The organism is Bacteroides gallinarum DSM 18171 = JCM 13658, assembly GCF_000374365.1.
GTDB lineage: Bacteria > Bacteroidota > Bacteroidia > Bacteroidales > Bacteroidaceae > Bacteroides > Bacteroides gallinarum.
In genome coordinates this window covers 1-16,150 of record NZ_KB894182.1, presented here as the reverse complement: position 1 = coordinate 16,150, position 16,150 = coordinate 1, and the positions used below count along the sequence as shown (strand labels likewise).

Below are 16,150 nucleotides of genomic sequence, written 5' to 3'. Positions count from 1 at the left end.
TGCGTTCAAACGGGAACACTGAGTGAAGCCTGCCAAGCTCACTCTCATTAAAACTTTTGCGGTATTTTTCCAGAACATCAAATTCTGTGAAGCCCAAAGTTGGGTGAATTTCGGAAATATTTTGTATCTTAGCCATATCTTAGTCGGGGAATTTCCCCCGTTTTGGCCTTCAAACCTTATTTGCGGGGGAATACCTAAAGATACAAAAAAGCCAGCTAATTCGCAATATTTTGTGTATGAATTAGTTGGCTGATTTTATATTATTTACTGAATGTCCCTATGGTGCAGGCAGCGCCGGTGGTGCTTACTTTCTGCATCGACCTGCGCCGTTTCAGCCTATGGTGCAGGCAGCGGAAAGCCGAACCGGGCTACGATAATTTCGAGTGGTTCGTTACGGGAGCCGTGGACGCCCTGCTGGTGGCGCAGACTTTCTGTGTAGCAGCCGAGGAAAAAGGACTGGGCATCTGCTACTTAGGCACTACCACCTACAACCCCCAGATGATTATCGAGGCGCTGGAGTTGCCCGAACTGGTCTTTCCCATTACCACCGTTACCGTAGGCTGGCCTGCCGAAACTCCCGCCCAGGTAGACCGCCTGCCCTTGGAAGCTATCGTTCACGAGGAAACCTACCACGACTATACTCCGGAAGCTATCGACCGCCTGTATGCCTACAAGGAATCCCTGCCCGAGAACAAGCAGTTTATCATTGAAAACAACAAGGAAACGCTGGCACAAGTCTTTACGGATGTACGCTACACGAAGAAAGACAGCGAGGCCATGTCCGAAAACCTTTGGCAAACGATGAAGAAACAAGGGTTCTAACAAACAACGACCCGGCGGCGACAGGCAGTAGCCGGGGGCTGAAAAAACATATAAGGCATGAAGTAAGAAGTACGGTTACGCAGCTTTCCTGCACACGACGGCTTACTTCATGCCTTATATCTTATAATCTTATATCTCCCCCGCCTTGCGTTAATTCCCCTTCTTCAGAGCTGCCTGTATCTCGTCGATTTCAGCGCGGAACGATTTGTCCACCTCTTTCAGTTGCTTGATAGTTTTGCAGGCATGCAGTACGGTAGCATGGTCTTTGTTGCCGATGAGCGTACCTATTTTGGCGGTAGAGAAATCCGTATGGTTCTTGGCTAAGTACATGGCTATCTGGCGCGCCTGCACCACCTCCCGCTTGCGCGATTTGGTATGTATGGCAGCGTTCTCCAGGCCGAAATGCCGGCATACGGTGGTGATGATATCGTCTATGGTAACAGCTTTGCTCTCGCTGTTCACGACTTTGCGTACGATACGCTGTGCCAGTTCCAGGTCTATCTCCTTATTGTATATGGTAGAATGCGCCATAATGGAAATGACAATCCCTTCCAGGTCGCGGACGCTGCTGCCCACGTTCTCGGCTATGTAGTCGATGACTTCCGGCGGAAATTGCAGGCCGTCGCGGTGTATCTTGTTCCGCAGGATATTCTTGCGCAATTCTACTGTCGGCTTCTCCAGTTCCGCCACCATTCCCCATTTGAAACGCGTAATCAGGCGTTCTTCCATGCCTTGAAGCAGCACGGGGGCGCGGTCGGAAGTAAGAATGAGCTGTTTGCCGTTCTGGTGCAGGTGGTTGAAGATATGGAAGAACGTATTCTGCGTCTTGGTAACGCCTGCGAACTCCTGTATATCGTCGATAATCAGCACGTCGATTGTCTGGTAGAAGTTGATGAAGTCGTTGGTGGTGTTGTTGCGTACGGAATCGGTGTACTGCACCTGGAACAGGTGTGCGGATACGTACAGTACCCGTTTTTCCGGATACAGCTCTTTGATTTTCGTACCGATAGCATTGGCAAGGTGGGTTTTCCCCACACCCGATGCCCCGTATAGGAACAACGGGTTGAATATCGTTTTGGCAGGATTGAGCGCCACCGCCTCGGCAACGCTGCGGGACAGCTTGTTGCTGTATCCCTCGATAAACGTATCGAAGTTATATTCCGGATTCAGGTGCGGGTCTAAGTCGGGAACGGGTATCTGCGGGATAGCCTTGTCTATCGTCTGCTTTTGCGGTATAATGGTGCGGTGGGTCGATTCGTAGTTTACGGTCTTTTCCGGCCGCGAACTCTTGTCCACCATTACATTATACATCAGCTTCGTTCCTTCGCCGATTACCTTATAAAGAGTCTTGCGCAGCAAATCTACGAACTTATCTTCCAGGAATTCGTAAAAGAACTGGCTGGGGACTTGCACGACAAGCGTTTTGTCCTCATATTTTAAAGGAATAATAGGAAGAAACCAAGTTTTATATGTCTGTTCCGGAACATTGTCTCTGATAATCTCAAGACAGCGGTTCCACAATCCGACATGCTCCTGTTCACTCATAACGGCCACTGATACATTTATTGATTAAGCAAAACTTCTACGTTTGCAAAATTGGCAATCTTATTTGAAAAAAACAAATCCCCTTTTTCTTGTATTTCTCGGGAAAATAATAATCTCTTTACTTTCAGCTACTTATCGGAATGCGCAGAACCAGTGCTTTTATATCTGCTCTTGCTTTTGTCTAATGCTTTGTATTATAGGGTGTTAATGCCTGCTTGCAGGCTTCCGTCCCTTGGAGAACCGGCATGGATGCAAACTTCTTTTTTACTTTATACATAGACTTGTCACGGGCTTTTCCTCTCAAAGCGGGCAAGTCTTGTTATTTAGACAAAATCTATATAGGCAGTAATTCCTACTTATCTTTTTTCCCGAACAGAGAGAAGTGGACGTAGCGTTTGGGGTGCGATTTCAAGTCCTCCAGCAAGCTCGCCGCATTGGCTGTCGTGGCATTGAGGTTGTTGTAAAGCGACGGGTCGTTGAGCAGCAATCCCACGGTATTGTCTTTCCGGGTCAGTCTGTCTGTAATTATTTTTACATTGGCGAGTGTCGAATCTATGCTTTGCATAGCCGTTGCGTAGTCTATCTCTTTCAGGTTGTTGGAGATAAGTACGAAATTGTCTCCGATAGTGTTCAGCTTGCCCGTAAGTTGCGGGATATCCTTGTTCATCAGCGTTTGCAACTGGCCGCTGGTTGCAGCCAGGTTTGCCGTGAGGTTCTGTACGTTGTGCAGCGTGGCGGGAATGGCGGGGTCGGCAAGCACCGTGTTCAGGGAGCCGAGTATGGAGTCCAGCTTAGGCAGCATTTTTTCCAGTTGCGGTATCATGGCGGCGGCTTTCTCCATCATTCCGTTGTTGAGGGCGCCGGGTATGGTATCTCCGATTTGGTATTTTTCGCGCGGGTTGTTGGCAAGGAGGAGGTTCATCTTGACGCCGCCCAGCATCTCCGTAGTCAGCTCGGCCGTGCTGCCTTTGGGGATGCGCAGGTCGGGTTCGACATCTATTTCGGCAACCACCTTTCCGGGCTGGCTGTAATCATAGTACAAATCGCGCACGATGCCCACACGGAAACCGTCGGCAAAGACGGGGCTCGACTTGGTAAGCCCGTTGACATTCTGGAACTTGACGTAGAAATAGCTGGAAGGCTTGAACATATTGATACCTTTCAGGTAATTGATGCCATATACTAATATGCAGAGAGCAGCTATTCCTGCTATTCCTATCCGGACTTCTTTAGTAATATACTTCATAGCGTATTGGGTTTATTTCTTTTTGTTCTTGAATTCTTTGATAGCTGTGTTGATGTTCACCTTTTTGCCGTTCTTGAAGGCAACGATGAAGGCATCCTTGAATTTTGCCGTAATCGAGCGTTTGGTGCGCAGCACCTTATTGTAATCGGAAGATGCGCCGTACGTGTATTTGTACAGATCGCCTTCCTTGTAATAATCCACGTTTTTCAGTCCTTTCAGCCTCTTGTCGTTCTTCGCCAGGGGGCGTACGGAGGTGAGTACCTGTACCTTAAACACGAGGCTGCTGCTTTCTGTTTGCGCAGCGGCGGCTTTTTCCGCAGGCCGGGAGGCGGGTTTGCCGTTCTGTCCGGCTGGTTTCGGGGTCGTTTCCGGCGTTGTTTTGGCGGTTTCCTTTGCTTCTTCTTCCGGCTGCGGCGTATCTTCCGGCAACACGGTACGGCTGCTACCGTTCAGGCGGATTTCCTGCTCGCGCTTATAGGTAAGGAAGGCGCGGAAAATACCGTTGGCAAGGGTGCTGGTTCCCGCTTCCGAGTTCAAGTAGCGTTCTTCCTCCGGGGTGGAGATGAATCCTAATTCTATCAGGATGCTCGGCATGGCGCTGGCTTTCAGCACCAGGAACCCCGCCTGGTGCACGCCCCGGTCTACGCGCCGGCAGGTGTTGCGGAACTGTTTCTGTACGAGGGAGGCAAGGTGTACGCTCTGCGACATGTATTTGTCCTGCATGAACTCGAAGATGATGTAGGATTCGGAGGAGTTGGGATTGAACCCCGCATAACGCGTCTTGTAATCGCTTTCGTAGAGAATAACCGAGTTTTCACGTTTCGCCACTTCCAGGTTGGCATCCGACTTGGCAAGACCCAGCGTCCAGGTGGATGCGCCTTTGGCGGTGCGGTTGTTGGCGAGTGCGTTGGTGTGTACCGAGATAAACAGGTCTGCCTTGGCGTCGTTGGCTATCTCGGCGCGCCGGTTCAGGGGGATGAATACATCCCGCGTACGGGTGTAAATGACTTTCACGTCCGGGCAGTTCTTCTGTATCTGCTTGCCGAGCTTGAGCGCCACATTTAGGTTGATATTCTTCTCTTTGGAGATTTTGCCGATAGCGCCGGGGTCGTGTCCCCCGTGTCCGGCGTCGATAACGACCACAAAATCCTTTGCTTCAGCACTGCCGGTACAGATAGGGGAGGCGAGCATCCCCAGGCAAATGCCTATATATAATATGTATCGTCTGTATAGTTTCATATAAAAATCGTTGCAAAAATAGTGCAAAGGTCTGTTTCCGCTCCGCAAATGTAGTGTATTTTTATAGAAAACTCACACTTTGCATTCAAGTTTTGTTTGCAACGGCCTCTTTTTAGGGAGATTTAGTCATTGCGCCTGCGGAATTTATTCGTTTGCCGTGCTTGTTTTTGGCTTGCGGCAGGCAGTAGGTAATTCGCCAGACAGTTGTTGCCCTTTCGTTAGACAGTTGTTTAACGAAAGGGCAACGGCAGTCTAACGAAAGGATAACAACTGTCTAACGAATTATGAATAGGGCTTCTGCTGCCTGTTTGTCCCTTTTTCGTCTTTTATTTTCTGCAATGCGCCTACTTGTTGATAATATCCGTAACTTTGCGCCCGAATAGTAATGGCAGACACGAGTATGTTTCTTCGTTTTATAAAGAATTGGACATTGCCCCTGGCGATGCTTGCAGGTACTGCGGGGTACTTCTTCTTTGCAAGGATACCCTGGTTTGCGCCGGTAAAACCTTGTTTGAACGGGCTGATAGCCCTTCTTACCCCGGCTCTGATTTTTGCGCAATTATTGCTGACCTTTTGTAAAGTGGAGGTGCGCGAGCTAAAGCCCAAGGCATGGCACGGTTGGCTGTTGCTGTTCCAGACGATTGCATGCCTGGCGGTTGCTGCCCTGCTGGTGTGTTGTCCTATGAAAGAGATGTACCGGGAAGTCTTTGAGGGGGCTATGGTATGCCTTATTTGTCCTACGGCTACTGCTGCTGCGGTGATTACCGGCAAACTGGGTGGAAGTGCGTCGAGCCTTACCACGTACACTTTGTTATCCAATCTTCTGGCTGCCGTGGCTGTTCCATTGGTGTTTCCGTGGGTGGAGCCGCATGCCGACATTACTTTCTTTGCGGCTTTCCTGAAGATATTGGGCAAGGTGTTTCCGCTGTTGCTCCTGCCTTTTTTCCTGGCATGGTTTCTGCGGGTGTTTGTCAAGAAGGTACACCGGTATTTATTGGAGTTTCATGATGCCGCCTTTTATTTGTGGGCGGTGGCGCTCGCTATTGTGTCGGGGCAGACGGTACGTTCATTGGTGAATAGCGATGCGCCGGTGTTTGTGGAGGTTTTGATTGCCTTAGCCGGTTTGATAGCCTGCTGCGTTCAGTTCTATTTGGGAAAAAGGATTGGCGGGCATTATAATGACCGTATCAGCGGCGGGCAGGCATTGGGGCAGAAAAATACGGTGCTTGCCATTTGGATGTCTTATACGTATCTGAATCCGTTGTCCTCCGTGGGACCGGGCTCGTATGTGCTGTGGCAAAACATTATTAACAGTTGGCAACTGTGGAAAAAGAGAAAGAATGAGATGAAATGTTAAATATAAGATGTTGATAGTTATTGTTTTGTGTTTGCTGTATATAAATTCTTTTATTTCCCTTGTTTTCCTGTTTAGTTTAATAAATTTGGTACTGATATAGATATCTGTAAAGAGCGATTTTCCTTTCTCTGTGTAATACTTTATGAATTCGCTTTTATGAGAAGTGTATGCATCTCGGTCATGTTCATATTGTTTCCACAATTTGAGTTTAAGCCGTTCATATTCTTTGGCGACGGAGGCATTCTCTAAAAGATAATCTCTGAAATATAATTCATCATTATCTCCAATGTACCGTAGATGTAGGTGAAATGTCCGTTCGGCAAAGCCTTGTAATGTATAGCCTTTATTGAAGTCTATTCGATTGCTGCTTTCTGCCATACAGATATAGCCACATCTTTCAATGGCATTTTTAAAATCCGCCAGTTTCTTTTCTTTGTGACTCTCCACAAGTATGTCTATGGTAGGCTTTGCCCATATGCCTTTGATAGCAGTACTTCCTATATGACTGATACGGTTAATGTGGGGTAATTCCCTTTCTAACAGTTCTTTTTCTTCTCTATACCAACTTATCCAGGCGCTTTGGTGAGGAGTTAGAATGATAGGGAATAACTGCCACAGTTCCTCTAAAGATAAACTTGCCAATTCTTTTTGTTTCATGTTTTAACGGAAAGTTTTTTAGTAAATCCAGTGAAAGATGTTGAGCATATTGTAAATTGAAATCTTCCATGTGCCTTACCGATGCATTTATTGTGTTTGCAAAGATAATCTTTTCATTTTTAATTTGTTGGTTTAGGAAACCAAGTTGTTGATTCTCTGCTTTATTTTCGTACTTTTGCATTTAAATTAAGAATACAATGGATATAAGTCAGGACTATATAGAAGCAGTAAGAGCCATAAAGGAAGCAATCTTGCGTAGCCAGTACCGTGCCGCTGCATCAGTGAATAAAGAACAGCTCTCTTTGTATTATGGTATTGGGAGGTATGTTTCGGAAAACTCCCGTAGAGGTTTTTGGGGTAAAGGTGCGGTAGAGCAGATTTCTTCGATGTTACAGAAAGAACTGCCGGGATTAAGAGGATTTTCAGCGACCAGCATAAGGAATATGCGTATATTTTATGAGGAATGGAACAAGGTTTTAAATCATCAGCCAGCGGCGGATGATTTGGTGCTGAACGAAAAGTTGTTGTTGATGACAATTCATCAGCCAGTGGCGGATGAATTTAACTGGGCAGATTTCCTATCAATCGGTTTCAGTCATCATACGGAAATTATAGCAAAGGCTAAAGAATTGGATGAAAGATTGTTCTATATCCATGAGTGTGCCATTCGGTATTGGAGCAAATATACTTTAAGGGATTATTTGAAGGCTGACCTTTACCACCATCGAGGAGTGCTACCCAACAATTTTGCCCAAACACTGCCCGATACAAAGCAGGCAATTAAAGCTATCTGCTCTTTCAAAGATGATTATTTGTTGGACTTTATCAATATAGAAGAACTGGATGAGCAGGAAGAGGATATAAACGAGCGTGTTGTAGAAAAAGCTATCGTTGCCAACGTAAAGAAGTTCATCATGACCTTTGGGCAGGATTTCAGTTTTATAGGCAATCAATACCGTATCGAAGTGGCAGGAGAGGAAATGTTCATTGATTTATTGTTCTTCAATCGGGAACTTAATTCTCTGGTCGCCGTAGAATTGAAGTCTGGCAAATTCCGAAGTTCCTATTTAGGACAACTGAACACTTACCTTTCCGCATTGGATTCATACGTGAGAAAGCCGCACGAGAATCCCTCTATCGGAATCATCCTTTGCCGGGAAATGAATCAAACCTTTGTGGAGTTTGCGGTACGTGATTACAATAAGCCAATGGGGGGTGCCACTTACCGGGCTTCCGAGGAAATGCCGGAACGACTTCGTAAGGCATTACCGGATATTGATGAATTGAAAAAGTTGTTATAGAAAACAGGTTTAGTTCGTTTTGTTTACTTATTTTCCTCATATTGAATTGTTGTTAATGAGAAAACTCAGAATTTCTTCGGGAGTTTTGAACGAATAGGCAGTATTAATCTGCTTGGCCGGATGACTTCCCCACATTACTAAACCAAAGTCCACTCCGGCATTTTGGGCACACTCCCAATCATACAAAGTATCGCCAATATAAATTACATCTTGTGGACTGGCTCCGGTTTTTGTTAGATAAGATATCATAGGTGCGGCAGAAGGCTTGGGCGATATGCTGTCTTCTACCGTTATCACTGTGTCAAAATATGCATCCAGCCCGAATGGGCTGAAATCATTAAAATATTCACTTCTGTTTTTTGAAGTGATAATGCCGAGTTTGACGCCTTTGTCGCTAAGTTCGATTAGCAACTCTTTTATACCGTCGAATAGTTTCATGGTATATGATAATTCTTTGGTATAATCGCTCCATAGTTTGCTTGCCATTGGGATATCTTCGATGTCTAATTGCCTTAATGCAACTTCGCTTGGAATTCCTAATGCAAAATGTAAATCTGAGATTTCATATCTCTTGTTTTGTAATTCCCAAAGGACTTTTTGTAATGCCATGAGGTCTGCGTAGGCAGAATCCAACATAGTTCCGTCAATATCAAAAATTATATGCTTGTATTTCATAATCAGATTTTAAGCGCTAAAACGTTTTTATATTTTTCTTTTCGTTAATTTCCGTATCGTGCTGATAGTTCTCTTTTAAGGGGTGAGGGTGTGAGGCATTATTCGTCGTATCCCAGCTTCTTTTCATTATACTCCGATGCGATATAGGCAGGCCGTCTTTTGGTTTCCTTGAAAATGCGTCCTATGTATTCTCCTATGACACCCAGCGAGAACAGTTGGATACCGCCCAGGAACAGGATAACGACTATCAGGGTGGGAAATCCGGCGGCCTGGTCGCCGTACATGATAGTCTTTACCAGGAAGTAGATAGCGTAGATGAAGCTGGAAATGGAAAAGAGGACGCCGCATACGGTGGCGATGCGCAACGGAGCGGTAGAGGAGGAGGTGATGCCCTCTATTGCCAGGTTCAGCAGCTTGAAGAAGCTCCAGGAGGAGTGCCCGGCAAGGCGGTCGCCGCGGTCGAACTCGATGCTTTTCTTCCGGTAACCTATCCAGCAGAACAGTCCTTTGGTGTATCGCTCTTGTTCGCGCAGACATCTTAGCGTCAGTACGCAGCGGCGGTCGAGCAGGCGGAAGTCGCCTACGTTCGGCAGGATGTCTATCCGGCTCATGTTTTGCAGAATCTTGTAGAAGGCGAGCGACAGCCGGCGGCGCAGCCAGCTTTCCTCCCCGCGGTTGCGGCGCTTGGCGTAGATGTCGTCGTAACCTTCTTCCCAATATTGCAGCATTTGGTCTACAAGCTCGGGAGGGTCTTGCAGGTCGGCGTCCATGACTACGCAGCAGTCTCCGGTGGTATAGTCGAAACCTGCCAGCATGGCGATTTCTTTGCCGAAATTGCGCGAGAGGTTTACGAAGTTCACCCTTTGGTCTGCTTGCCTGAGCCGGCGGATAACATCGAGCGTCCTGTCGCTGCTGCCGTCGTTTATAAACAGGATTTCCCACGCATAATTGGCATTGCGCTCGATAAGCTCTATCAAACGCTGGTATAGGGTGGGGAGCATGGCTTCTTCGTTATATACCGGAATCAGCAAGGTTACTTTCTTCATTTGGCAAGCATATGTGATAAATACTTCGCAAATATATTATTTTTTGAGGAAGTCTTAAATAATACCTGATTTAAAAACATCAGTTTTTGCGTTTGAATACGAAGCGCACCAGCAGGAAGTTCACCGGGATAGCTATGGCGAATACCGGGATAGGGGCGAGGGGCTTGGAGAGTCCCAGCCAGAGAAAGGTGTTCAGCAGCCCGATATGCAGCAGGTAGTTTATCAAATGGGCTCCGCCGAAACCGAATGCTTTTCCCCATGACGGCTTTCTACCGAATGTGAAGTAGGCGGTAAGGTAGAAATTGGCGATGAAACTGAGGGCGTAGCCGAGGGTGTAGGCTATGTTGACGTCGAGGAGGGTTTGCAGCAGGAAATAGGCTCCGTAGTGCAGAGCGGTTGCCAAAATGCCTACCATGACGAAACGTATGAATTCGGGAACTCTTTTTATCGGTTTCATTTGAGGGTTACGCTATCTGTCGGTTTCATTTAAGGATTACACTATCATTGAGACGGCAAAGTTAGGGATTGTTATAGAATAATTCGTATTTTTGCAGCGTGAAAATGTAAAAACGAAAATATATGTCAGACAGAAAGATAGCGTTCTGGTTCATCGCACTGTTGAGTGTGCTCGTATTGGTTCCCTTCCTGGGAGAAACCATATTTTATTCGAAAGGCGAACCGCGGGAGGCGATAGTTGCGTATACCATGCTGGAAAGCGGCAACTGGGTGCTCCCGACGAATTACGGAGTGGAAATCGCCTATAAACCGCCTTTCCTTTATTGGACGATAGCCGTCGTTTCGACGGTGTTGGGAGGGCTTACGGAATTTACGGCGCGTATGCCGTCGGCTCTTGCCTTCCTTGCCATGCAGTTGGTGTTCTTCTGCTTCGTGGCTAAGCGTAAGGATGTAAAGACGGCGTTCCTTACTTCCATTCTTCTGTTGTCCTCTTTCGAGGTGCACCGGGCTGCGGTGGCGTGCCGGTTGGATATGTTGCAGGTTTCTCTGATTGTTATTTCGCTGTGCCTGCTTTTCCGGTGGGACGAGAAGAACTGCAAGGGTGTTCCCTGGCTGGCGATAGTGCTTATGGCATGCGCCACGCTCACGAAAGGGCCGGTGGGCTCCATATTCCCCTGCTTGTGTATCGGTATCTACCAGTTGCTGCGCGGCCGTCCGTTCGCGAAGGCTTTCTTTTCCTTGTTGGGAATCGGACTGCTGTCTCTCATTCCGCTGGCTGTCTGGTTCTGGGCGGCTTACCGGCAGGGCGGGCAGCCGTTCGTCGATTTGATGCTGGAGGAGAATACCGGACGCTTTTTCCGGAAGATGTCTTATGCATCGCACGAAAATCCGCTGTGGTATAATTTCCTGACTATTATCTGGGGGTGGATACCGTGGACGCTGGTGCTGCTGATTTCCCTTTTCGGGCTTAAATGGAAAGGGATGCGCCTGCTGCCCGAAGGTGCGTCTTTCGGGCAGCGCTTGAAAAGGGCATGGGATAAATTCCGTTCCCAATCGCCGTTGCAGCTTTTCGCATGGGTGGTTATCCTGGCTATTTTCATCTTCTATTGCATCCCCAAGAGCAAGCGTAGCGTGTATTTGCTGCCTATCTATCCGTTTATGGGTATGTTGCTTGCCGAATACCTGTTGGCATTGGTGCAGCGGGGTGCGAAGGTGTTCAGGATTTCCGCCTGGATTTTTGCTTCACTGGCTGTTTTGCTCACGTTTACCTTCTTTGCCGTGCGCCTGGGGATGATTCCCGACAGCATTTGGGGTACAGGTAAGCATGCTGCCGAGAATATCGCGTTTACGCATGCGTTGCAGGAGGTGCAGCTCGCGCTACCGAAGTGGCTGATTGTTTTCTTGCCGCTTGTGGCGGCGGTCTGCCTGTTGTATATGCTGGCGAAACGTGTGGATGTGCGGTCGTTGCTGTATGGTACGGCGGGGTGTATATTGTGTATTTTCGTGTCGCTGGACGGGGTTTACCAACCTACTATACTGGCGGTGAAGTCGGACAAGCATCTGGCTGTCCGCCTGAATGAGCTCGAACCGCAAGGTACGGTGTATTCGTACGGGGACTGGGTGAAATTCTATGGCATAAACTATTACCTGGGCGACCGTGTGCGTATCTTCGACCGGTTGCAGCCCGCCGGGGGATATGTATTGGTGATAGACGAGCTGCAAGAGAAATTCTTGCAGGATAACGGGGAAACGTACCGGCTGGAGGAGGTCTACCGGACGCCGCTGCGCAGTTGCGATGTGCGTAGAAAGGTCATAGTGTATAAATTCAGTAAGAAATAAGATGTCTCCTATAAAGTTGATTGATAAATACTACCCGCAAGAGAATGAGCTGAGGCATATCCTGCTGGTACATAGCCGTTCTGTTGCAGAGAAGGCTTTGCAGATTGCCGACAGGCATCCGGAATTGTCTTTGGACAGGGAGTTCTTGTATGAGGCGGCGATGTTGCACGATATAGGTATTTTCCTGACGGATGCCGACGGCATCCATTGTTTTGGAGACAAGCCTTATATCTGCCACGGCTATCTGGGAGCCGACTTGGTACGTTCGGAGGGGTATCCGCGCCATGCGCTGGTTTGCGAAAGGCATACCGGCGCCGGGCTTTCGCTGGAGGATATCATTGCGCAGGATTTGCCTGTTCCCCACCGTGATATGCTGCCGGTAAGCATGGAGGAGCAGGTGGTTTGTTTTGCCGACAAGTTTTACTCCAAGACGCACCTGGATAGGGAAAAGAGTGTGGAGAAGGCGAGGAAAAGCCTGCAACGCTACGGTGAAGCCGGTCTGCAACGCTTCGACCGTTGGTGCGGACTGTTTTTGTAGCAATCTAAATTTCTTTAAAAAGGGAGATTATCCGTATAAATTACGTACTTTTGCCCCTTCAAGCGTAAACTATTAGTTAATGACGCCATTGAAAGCAAATACATTCATATCGTTCATACTACTATTCGTCTTACTTCTTCTTTCCGGTGAGGCTGCTTCGCAACGTCGTCGGAGAGCTGCCGTGCCGCCCGAAAGACAGCAAACGGACTCCTTACGGGGCGACTCGCTCGGCTTGGGAGGGGGCGGTTCCGTCCGGATAGAGGGGGCGGATTCCTTGCTGAGGGATTCCCTGCAAACGGATACGCTGGCTCCAGCCAAGAAGAAACAGCCTCTGGACGCTCCGGTTACGTATGAAGCAAACGACTCCATTGTATTTGCCCAGGGGGGATATGCGCATCTGTACGGGCAGGGAAAGGTGAATTACCAGCAGATAGAGTTGGCGGCGGATGTTATCACCATGAACCTGGATAGCAGTACGGTGTATGCGCATGGGGTGGAAGATTCTCTTGGCGTGAAAAAGGGCACTCCGGTGTTCAAGGACGGGGAGACGCCGTACGAAACCAATACGATTCGCTATAACTTCAAGAGCAAGAAGGGTATCATCAGCAATGTGGTCAGCCAGCAGGGAGAGGGGTATGTTACCGGGAACAATGCCAAGAAGGGCGCCAACGACGAGCTGTATATGAAAAGCGGCCGTTATACGACCTGCGACCACCACGAGCATCCTCACTTCTATATGCAGATGACTTATGCGAAGGTGCGCCCCAAGAAGAATGTCGTAACGGGACCCGCTTATCTGGTGGTGGAGGATGTGCCTCTGCCGCTTGCCGTGCCGTTCTTTTTCTTCCCGTTCTCGAGCAGTTATTCTTCCGGTTTCCTGATGCCTACGTATATGGACGACTCCAGCCGTGGTTTCGGCTTGACGGACGGCGGGTATTATTTCGCTATCAGCGACAAAATGGACTTGAAGCTGAGGGCGGATATTTTTACGAAAGGTTCGTGGGCATTGAATACCGAGTCCAATTATATCAAGCGGTACAAGTATTCCGGTCTGTTCCAGGCGAGTTACCAGGTTACCAAGACCGGCGACAAGGGGTTGCCGGATTATTCTGTTGCGAAAGACTTCAAGATTGTCTGGTCTCACAGGCAGGATGCAAAGGCGAACCCTAACCAGACTTTCTCTGCCAGCGTGAACTTTGCAACCAGTAGTTACGAGCGCACCAACATCGGGAATATGTACAACTCGAACGCCATGTCGCAGAATACGAAGACTTCGAGTATCAGCTATTCCCGTTATTTCTTCGACAGGAAGCTGACGGTGGCGGCTACCACCAATATCGCGCAGACCATGAGGGACTCCTCGGTCAATGTTACCTTGCCCGACCTGAATATTTCCTTGACCACGCTCTATCCTTTTAAGCGCAAGAAGGCGGCGGGCGAGGAGCGGTGGTACGAGAAGATTTCGGTGAGGTATACCGGCCGTCTGACGAACAGTATCCAGACGAAGGATAACTTGCTGTTCAAATCCAACCTGATAAAGGACTGGAAGAATGGTATGAAGCATGAGATACCGATTAGCGCTACCTTTACTTTGTTCAAGTATTTTAATGTGACCCCTTCCGTCAGCTATACGGAGCGCTGGTACACGCGCAAGGTGATGAAGGACTGGGACCCCAATGCCGGAACGAGCGGCAGGGAAGTGGCTACCGATACGATTTATGGTTTTCACCGTGTATATAACTATAATGCCAGCCTGGGTATCAATACGAAGATATACGGTATGTATAATCCTATGTTCCTGCCGAAAAAGAAGATACAGATTCGTCATGTCATAACTCCTTCGGTGAGCATAAGCGCCGCTCCCGACTTCGGTTCTTCCCGTTACGGCTATTACGACTCTTATATCCGGAATTATGCGGACGGCAGGCGCGATACGGTGGTTTACTCCCCGTATTCCGGGCAGGCATTCGATGTGCCGGGACGGGGTAAGCAGGGTAGTATTAATTTCAGCATATCCAACAACCTGGAGATGAAGTATTACAGCAGCAAGAAGGATACGGTGAAGAAGGTCAGCCTGATTGACGAGCTGGGGGCGAATATCAGTTATAATATGGCTGCTGCGACACGTCCCTGGAGCGACCTGGGGTTGAATCTGCGCTTGAAGTTGAGCAAGAATTATACATTCAGTATGAGTTCTTCGTTCAAGACTTACGGTTATAAGTTCGACGAGAATGGTAATGTAGTGGATAATGACCGTACGGAGTGGTCGTATGGCCGTTTCGGTATATTCCAGGGTTACGGTTCTTCTTTCAGTTATACCTTCAATAACGAGACATGGAAGAAGTGGAAGGAGAAGTTGAGCGGAACGGGAGATACCGATGAGGAGAAGAAAGAGGGCTCGGATTCCGAGGGGGACGAGGATACGGAGGAGGGTTCCGACAATACCGGTATTCCCAAGAAGAAGGTGGAAAAGGCGGCTGTGGATGCCGACGGTTATCAGGTATTCAAGATGCCGTGGTCTTTGAACTTCAACTATAGCTTTAATATTTCCGAAGACCGTAGCAAGCCTATCAACCGGAAAACGATGCGTTATCCTTATCGCTATACGCATAACCTGAGTGCTTCCGGTAATATAAAACTTTCCAATAAATGGGCTGTCAGCTTCAATTCCGGCTACGACTTCGAGGCTAAGAAGATTGTACAGACTACCTTCAACATAACGCGCGACCTCCACTGTTTCAGCATGTCGGCAAGCCTTTCTCCTTTCGGGCAATGGAAATACTACAACTTTACGATTCGTGCCAACGCAAGTATCCTGCAAGATTTGAAGTGGGAGCAGAGAAGCCAGACGCAAAGTAATATTCAGTGGTATTAGAAATTTGATTATAGAAGAAGTAACAGAGAGGGGAAAGGCGGTAAAAGGAACGGAAATAGTGTGTAGGGATAGTGCGATGAAGTGATAGAATATAGTGTAATGAGGCGATAGGGTGCGTGATGAAAAATGATAAAGAGATAGGATGATAATGGGGAGTAACACTCCATTATCATTCTATCGGGCACTGTCTGAGATTTTGTGTAAATTGGGATATTCAGTAAATGTCCCTAAAAAACAAGATGGCATATGAAGATGATAGAGCATAACCACTTCATATGCCATTATTATTGTCATTTTTCTGTGCTTTCTCACGTAATTCTATCCGGTAGGACATGAAGTTCTGGAAGAAGTCTGATGACCTCTTCTGATTCTGTGCATAAAATCATATCATGCTGCTTTAGCCGTCCTGTTTTTGATCTTGTCTGTCATCATTACGGCATTTGCCGTATGTATTCCGAAGAAAATCCACAGTATTTCAGTCTTCCTGTTTCTGGCCTTTATCCTTGAGAGCGAGTAATATTGCTTCTGAGTGCCGAAGCTGCCTTCAAGTCGGG

General features: G+C 47.8%; 12 protein-coding genes and 3 pseudogenes. 6 read left to right on the top strand and 9 right to left on the bottom strand.

Features of this window, described 5'->3' with window-relative positions:
* Positions 1 to 270: 270 nt before the first annotated feature.
* A pseudogene (locus tag C233_RS23055) lies at positions 271 to 822 on the top strand (nitroreductase family protein); the annotation flags it as partial.
* A gap of 150 nt (positions 823 to 972) precedes the next feature.
* Here the strand turns inward: C233_RS23055 and dnaA are convergent.
* The 3 genes from dnaA to C233_RS0120755 form a co-directional block, all read right to left on the bottom strand.
* Complete coding sequence (gene dnaA, locus C233_RS0120765) at positions 973 to 2,367, bottom strand: chromosomal replication initiator protein DnaA (protein WP_018669422.1); 1,395 nt, start codon at positions 2,365 to 2,367, stop codon at positions 973 to 975.
* Between the two features lie 352 nt (positions 2,368 to 2,719).
* Entirely contained in the window at positions 2,720 to 3,613 is an 894-nt protein-coding gene (locus C233_RS0120760; protein WP_018669421.1) for an MlaD family protein, read from the bottom strand.
* Positions 3,614 to 3,625: 12 nt separating this feature from the next.
* Positions 3,626 to 4,852, bottom strand: coding sequence for an N-acetylmuramoyl-L-alanine amidase family protein (locus C233_RS0120755; protein WP_026314953.1), 1,227 nt, complete (start codon positions 4,850 to 4,852; stop codon positions 3,626 to 3,628).
* Between the two features lie 400 nt (positions 4,853 to 5,252).
* On the opposite strand from C233_RS0120755, the gene C233_RS0120750 reads away from it, so the two are divergent.
* A complete protein-coding gene (locus tag C233_RS0120750; protein WP_025069222.1) occupies positions 5,253 to 6,209 on the top strand; it encodes a bile acid:sodium symporter in 957 nt (318 codons plus the stop codon).
* A 186-nt stretch (positions 6,210 to 6,395) separates the two neighbouring features.
* On the opposite strand, the pseudogene C233_RS23885 reads toward C233_RS0120750, so the two are convergent.
* Both C233_RS23885 and C233_RS0120745 read right to left on the bottom strand, forming a co-directional pair.
* Positions 6,396 to 6,866, bottom strand: a pseudogene (locus C233_RS23885) (GrpB family protein); the annotation flags it as partial.
* Positions 6,766 to 7,047: a hypothetical protein gene (locus C233_RS0120745; RefSeq protein ID WP_018669418.1), complete on the bottom strand. Its 282-nt coding sequence runs from the start codon at positions 7,045 to 7,047 to the stop codon at positions 6,766 to 6,768. The pseudogene C233_RS23885 and the gene C233_RS0120745, both read right to left, overlap by 101 nt.
* Positions 7,048 to 7,063: 16 nt before the next feature.
* Between C233_RS0120745 and C233_RS0120740 the strand changes: the two genes are divergently transcribed.
* Positions 7,064 to 8,167: a PDDEXK nuclease domain-containing protein gene (locus tag C233_RS0120740; RefSeq protein WP_018669417.1), complete on the top strand. Its 1,104-nt coding sequence runs from the start codon at positions 7,064 to 7,066 to the stop codon at positions 8,165 to 8,167.
* Positions 8,168 to 8,203: 36 nt separating this feature from the next.
* On the opposite strand, the gene C233_RS0120735 is transcribed toward C233_RS0120740, so the two are convergent.
* The 3 genes from C233_RS0120735 to C233_RS0120725 form a co-directional block, all read right to left on the bottom strand.
* A complete protein-coding gene (locus C233_RS0120735; protein WP_018669416.1) occupies positions 8,204 to 8,842 on the bottom strand; it encodes an HAD family hydrolase in 639 nt (212 codons plus the stop codon).
* A 98-nt stretch (positions 8,843 to 8,940) separates the two neighbouring features.
* Positions 8,941 to 9,888 (bottom strand): glycosyltransferase family 2 protein, encoded by a 948-nt coding sequence (locus C233_RS0120730; RefSeq protein WP_018669415.1) that lies wholly within the window; start codon positions 9,886 to 9,888, stop codon positions 8,941 to 8,943.
* Between the two features lie 79 nt (positions 9,889 to 9,967).
* Positions 9,968 to 10,345: a GtrA family protein gene (locus C233_RS0120725; protein WP_018669414.1), complete on the bottom strand. Its 378-nt coding sequence runs from the start codon at positions 10,343 to 10,345 to the stop codon at positions 9,968 to 9,970.
* A gap of 122 nt (positions 10,346 to 10,467) precedes the next feature.
* Here C233_RS0120725 and C233_RS0120720 point away from each other — a divergent pair, with 122 nt between their 5' ends.
* From C233_RS0120720 to C233_RS0120710, 3 genes are all read left to right on the top strand, one after another.
* Positions 10,468 to 12,183, top strand: coding sequence for an ArnT family glycosyltransferase (locus C233_RS0120720; RefSeq protein ID WP_018669413.1), 1,716 nt, complete (start codon positions 10,468 to 10,470; stop codon positions 12,181 to 12,183).
* A gap of 1 nt (position 12,184) precedes the next feature.
* The gene (locus tag C233_RS0120715) at positions 12,185 to 12,721 is read left to right on the top strand and encodes an HD domain-containing protein (protein ID WP_018669412.1); all 537 of its coding nucleotides are present in this window, start codon (positions 12,185 to 12,187) and stop codon (positions 12,719 to 12,721) included.
* A gap of 79 nt (positions 12,722 to 12,800) precedes the next feature.
* A complete protein-coding gene (locus C233_RS0120710) occupies positions 12,801 to 15,596 on the top strand; it encodes a putative LPS assembly protein LptD (protein WP_026314952.1) in 2,796 nt (931 codons plus the stop codon).
* Positions 15,597 to 15,983: 387 nt separating this feature from the next.
* Here the strand turns inward: C233_RS0120710 and C233_RS23880 are convergent.
* A pseudogene (locus C233_RS23880) lies at positions 15,984 to 16,150 on the bottom strand (DDE transposase); the annotation flags it as partial.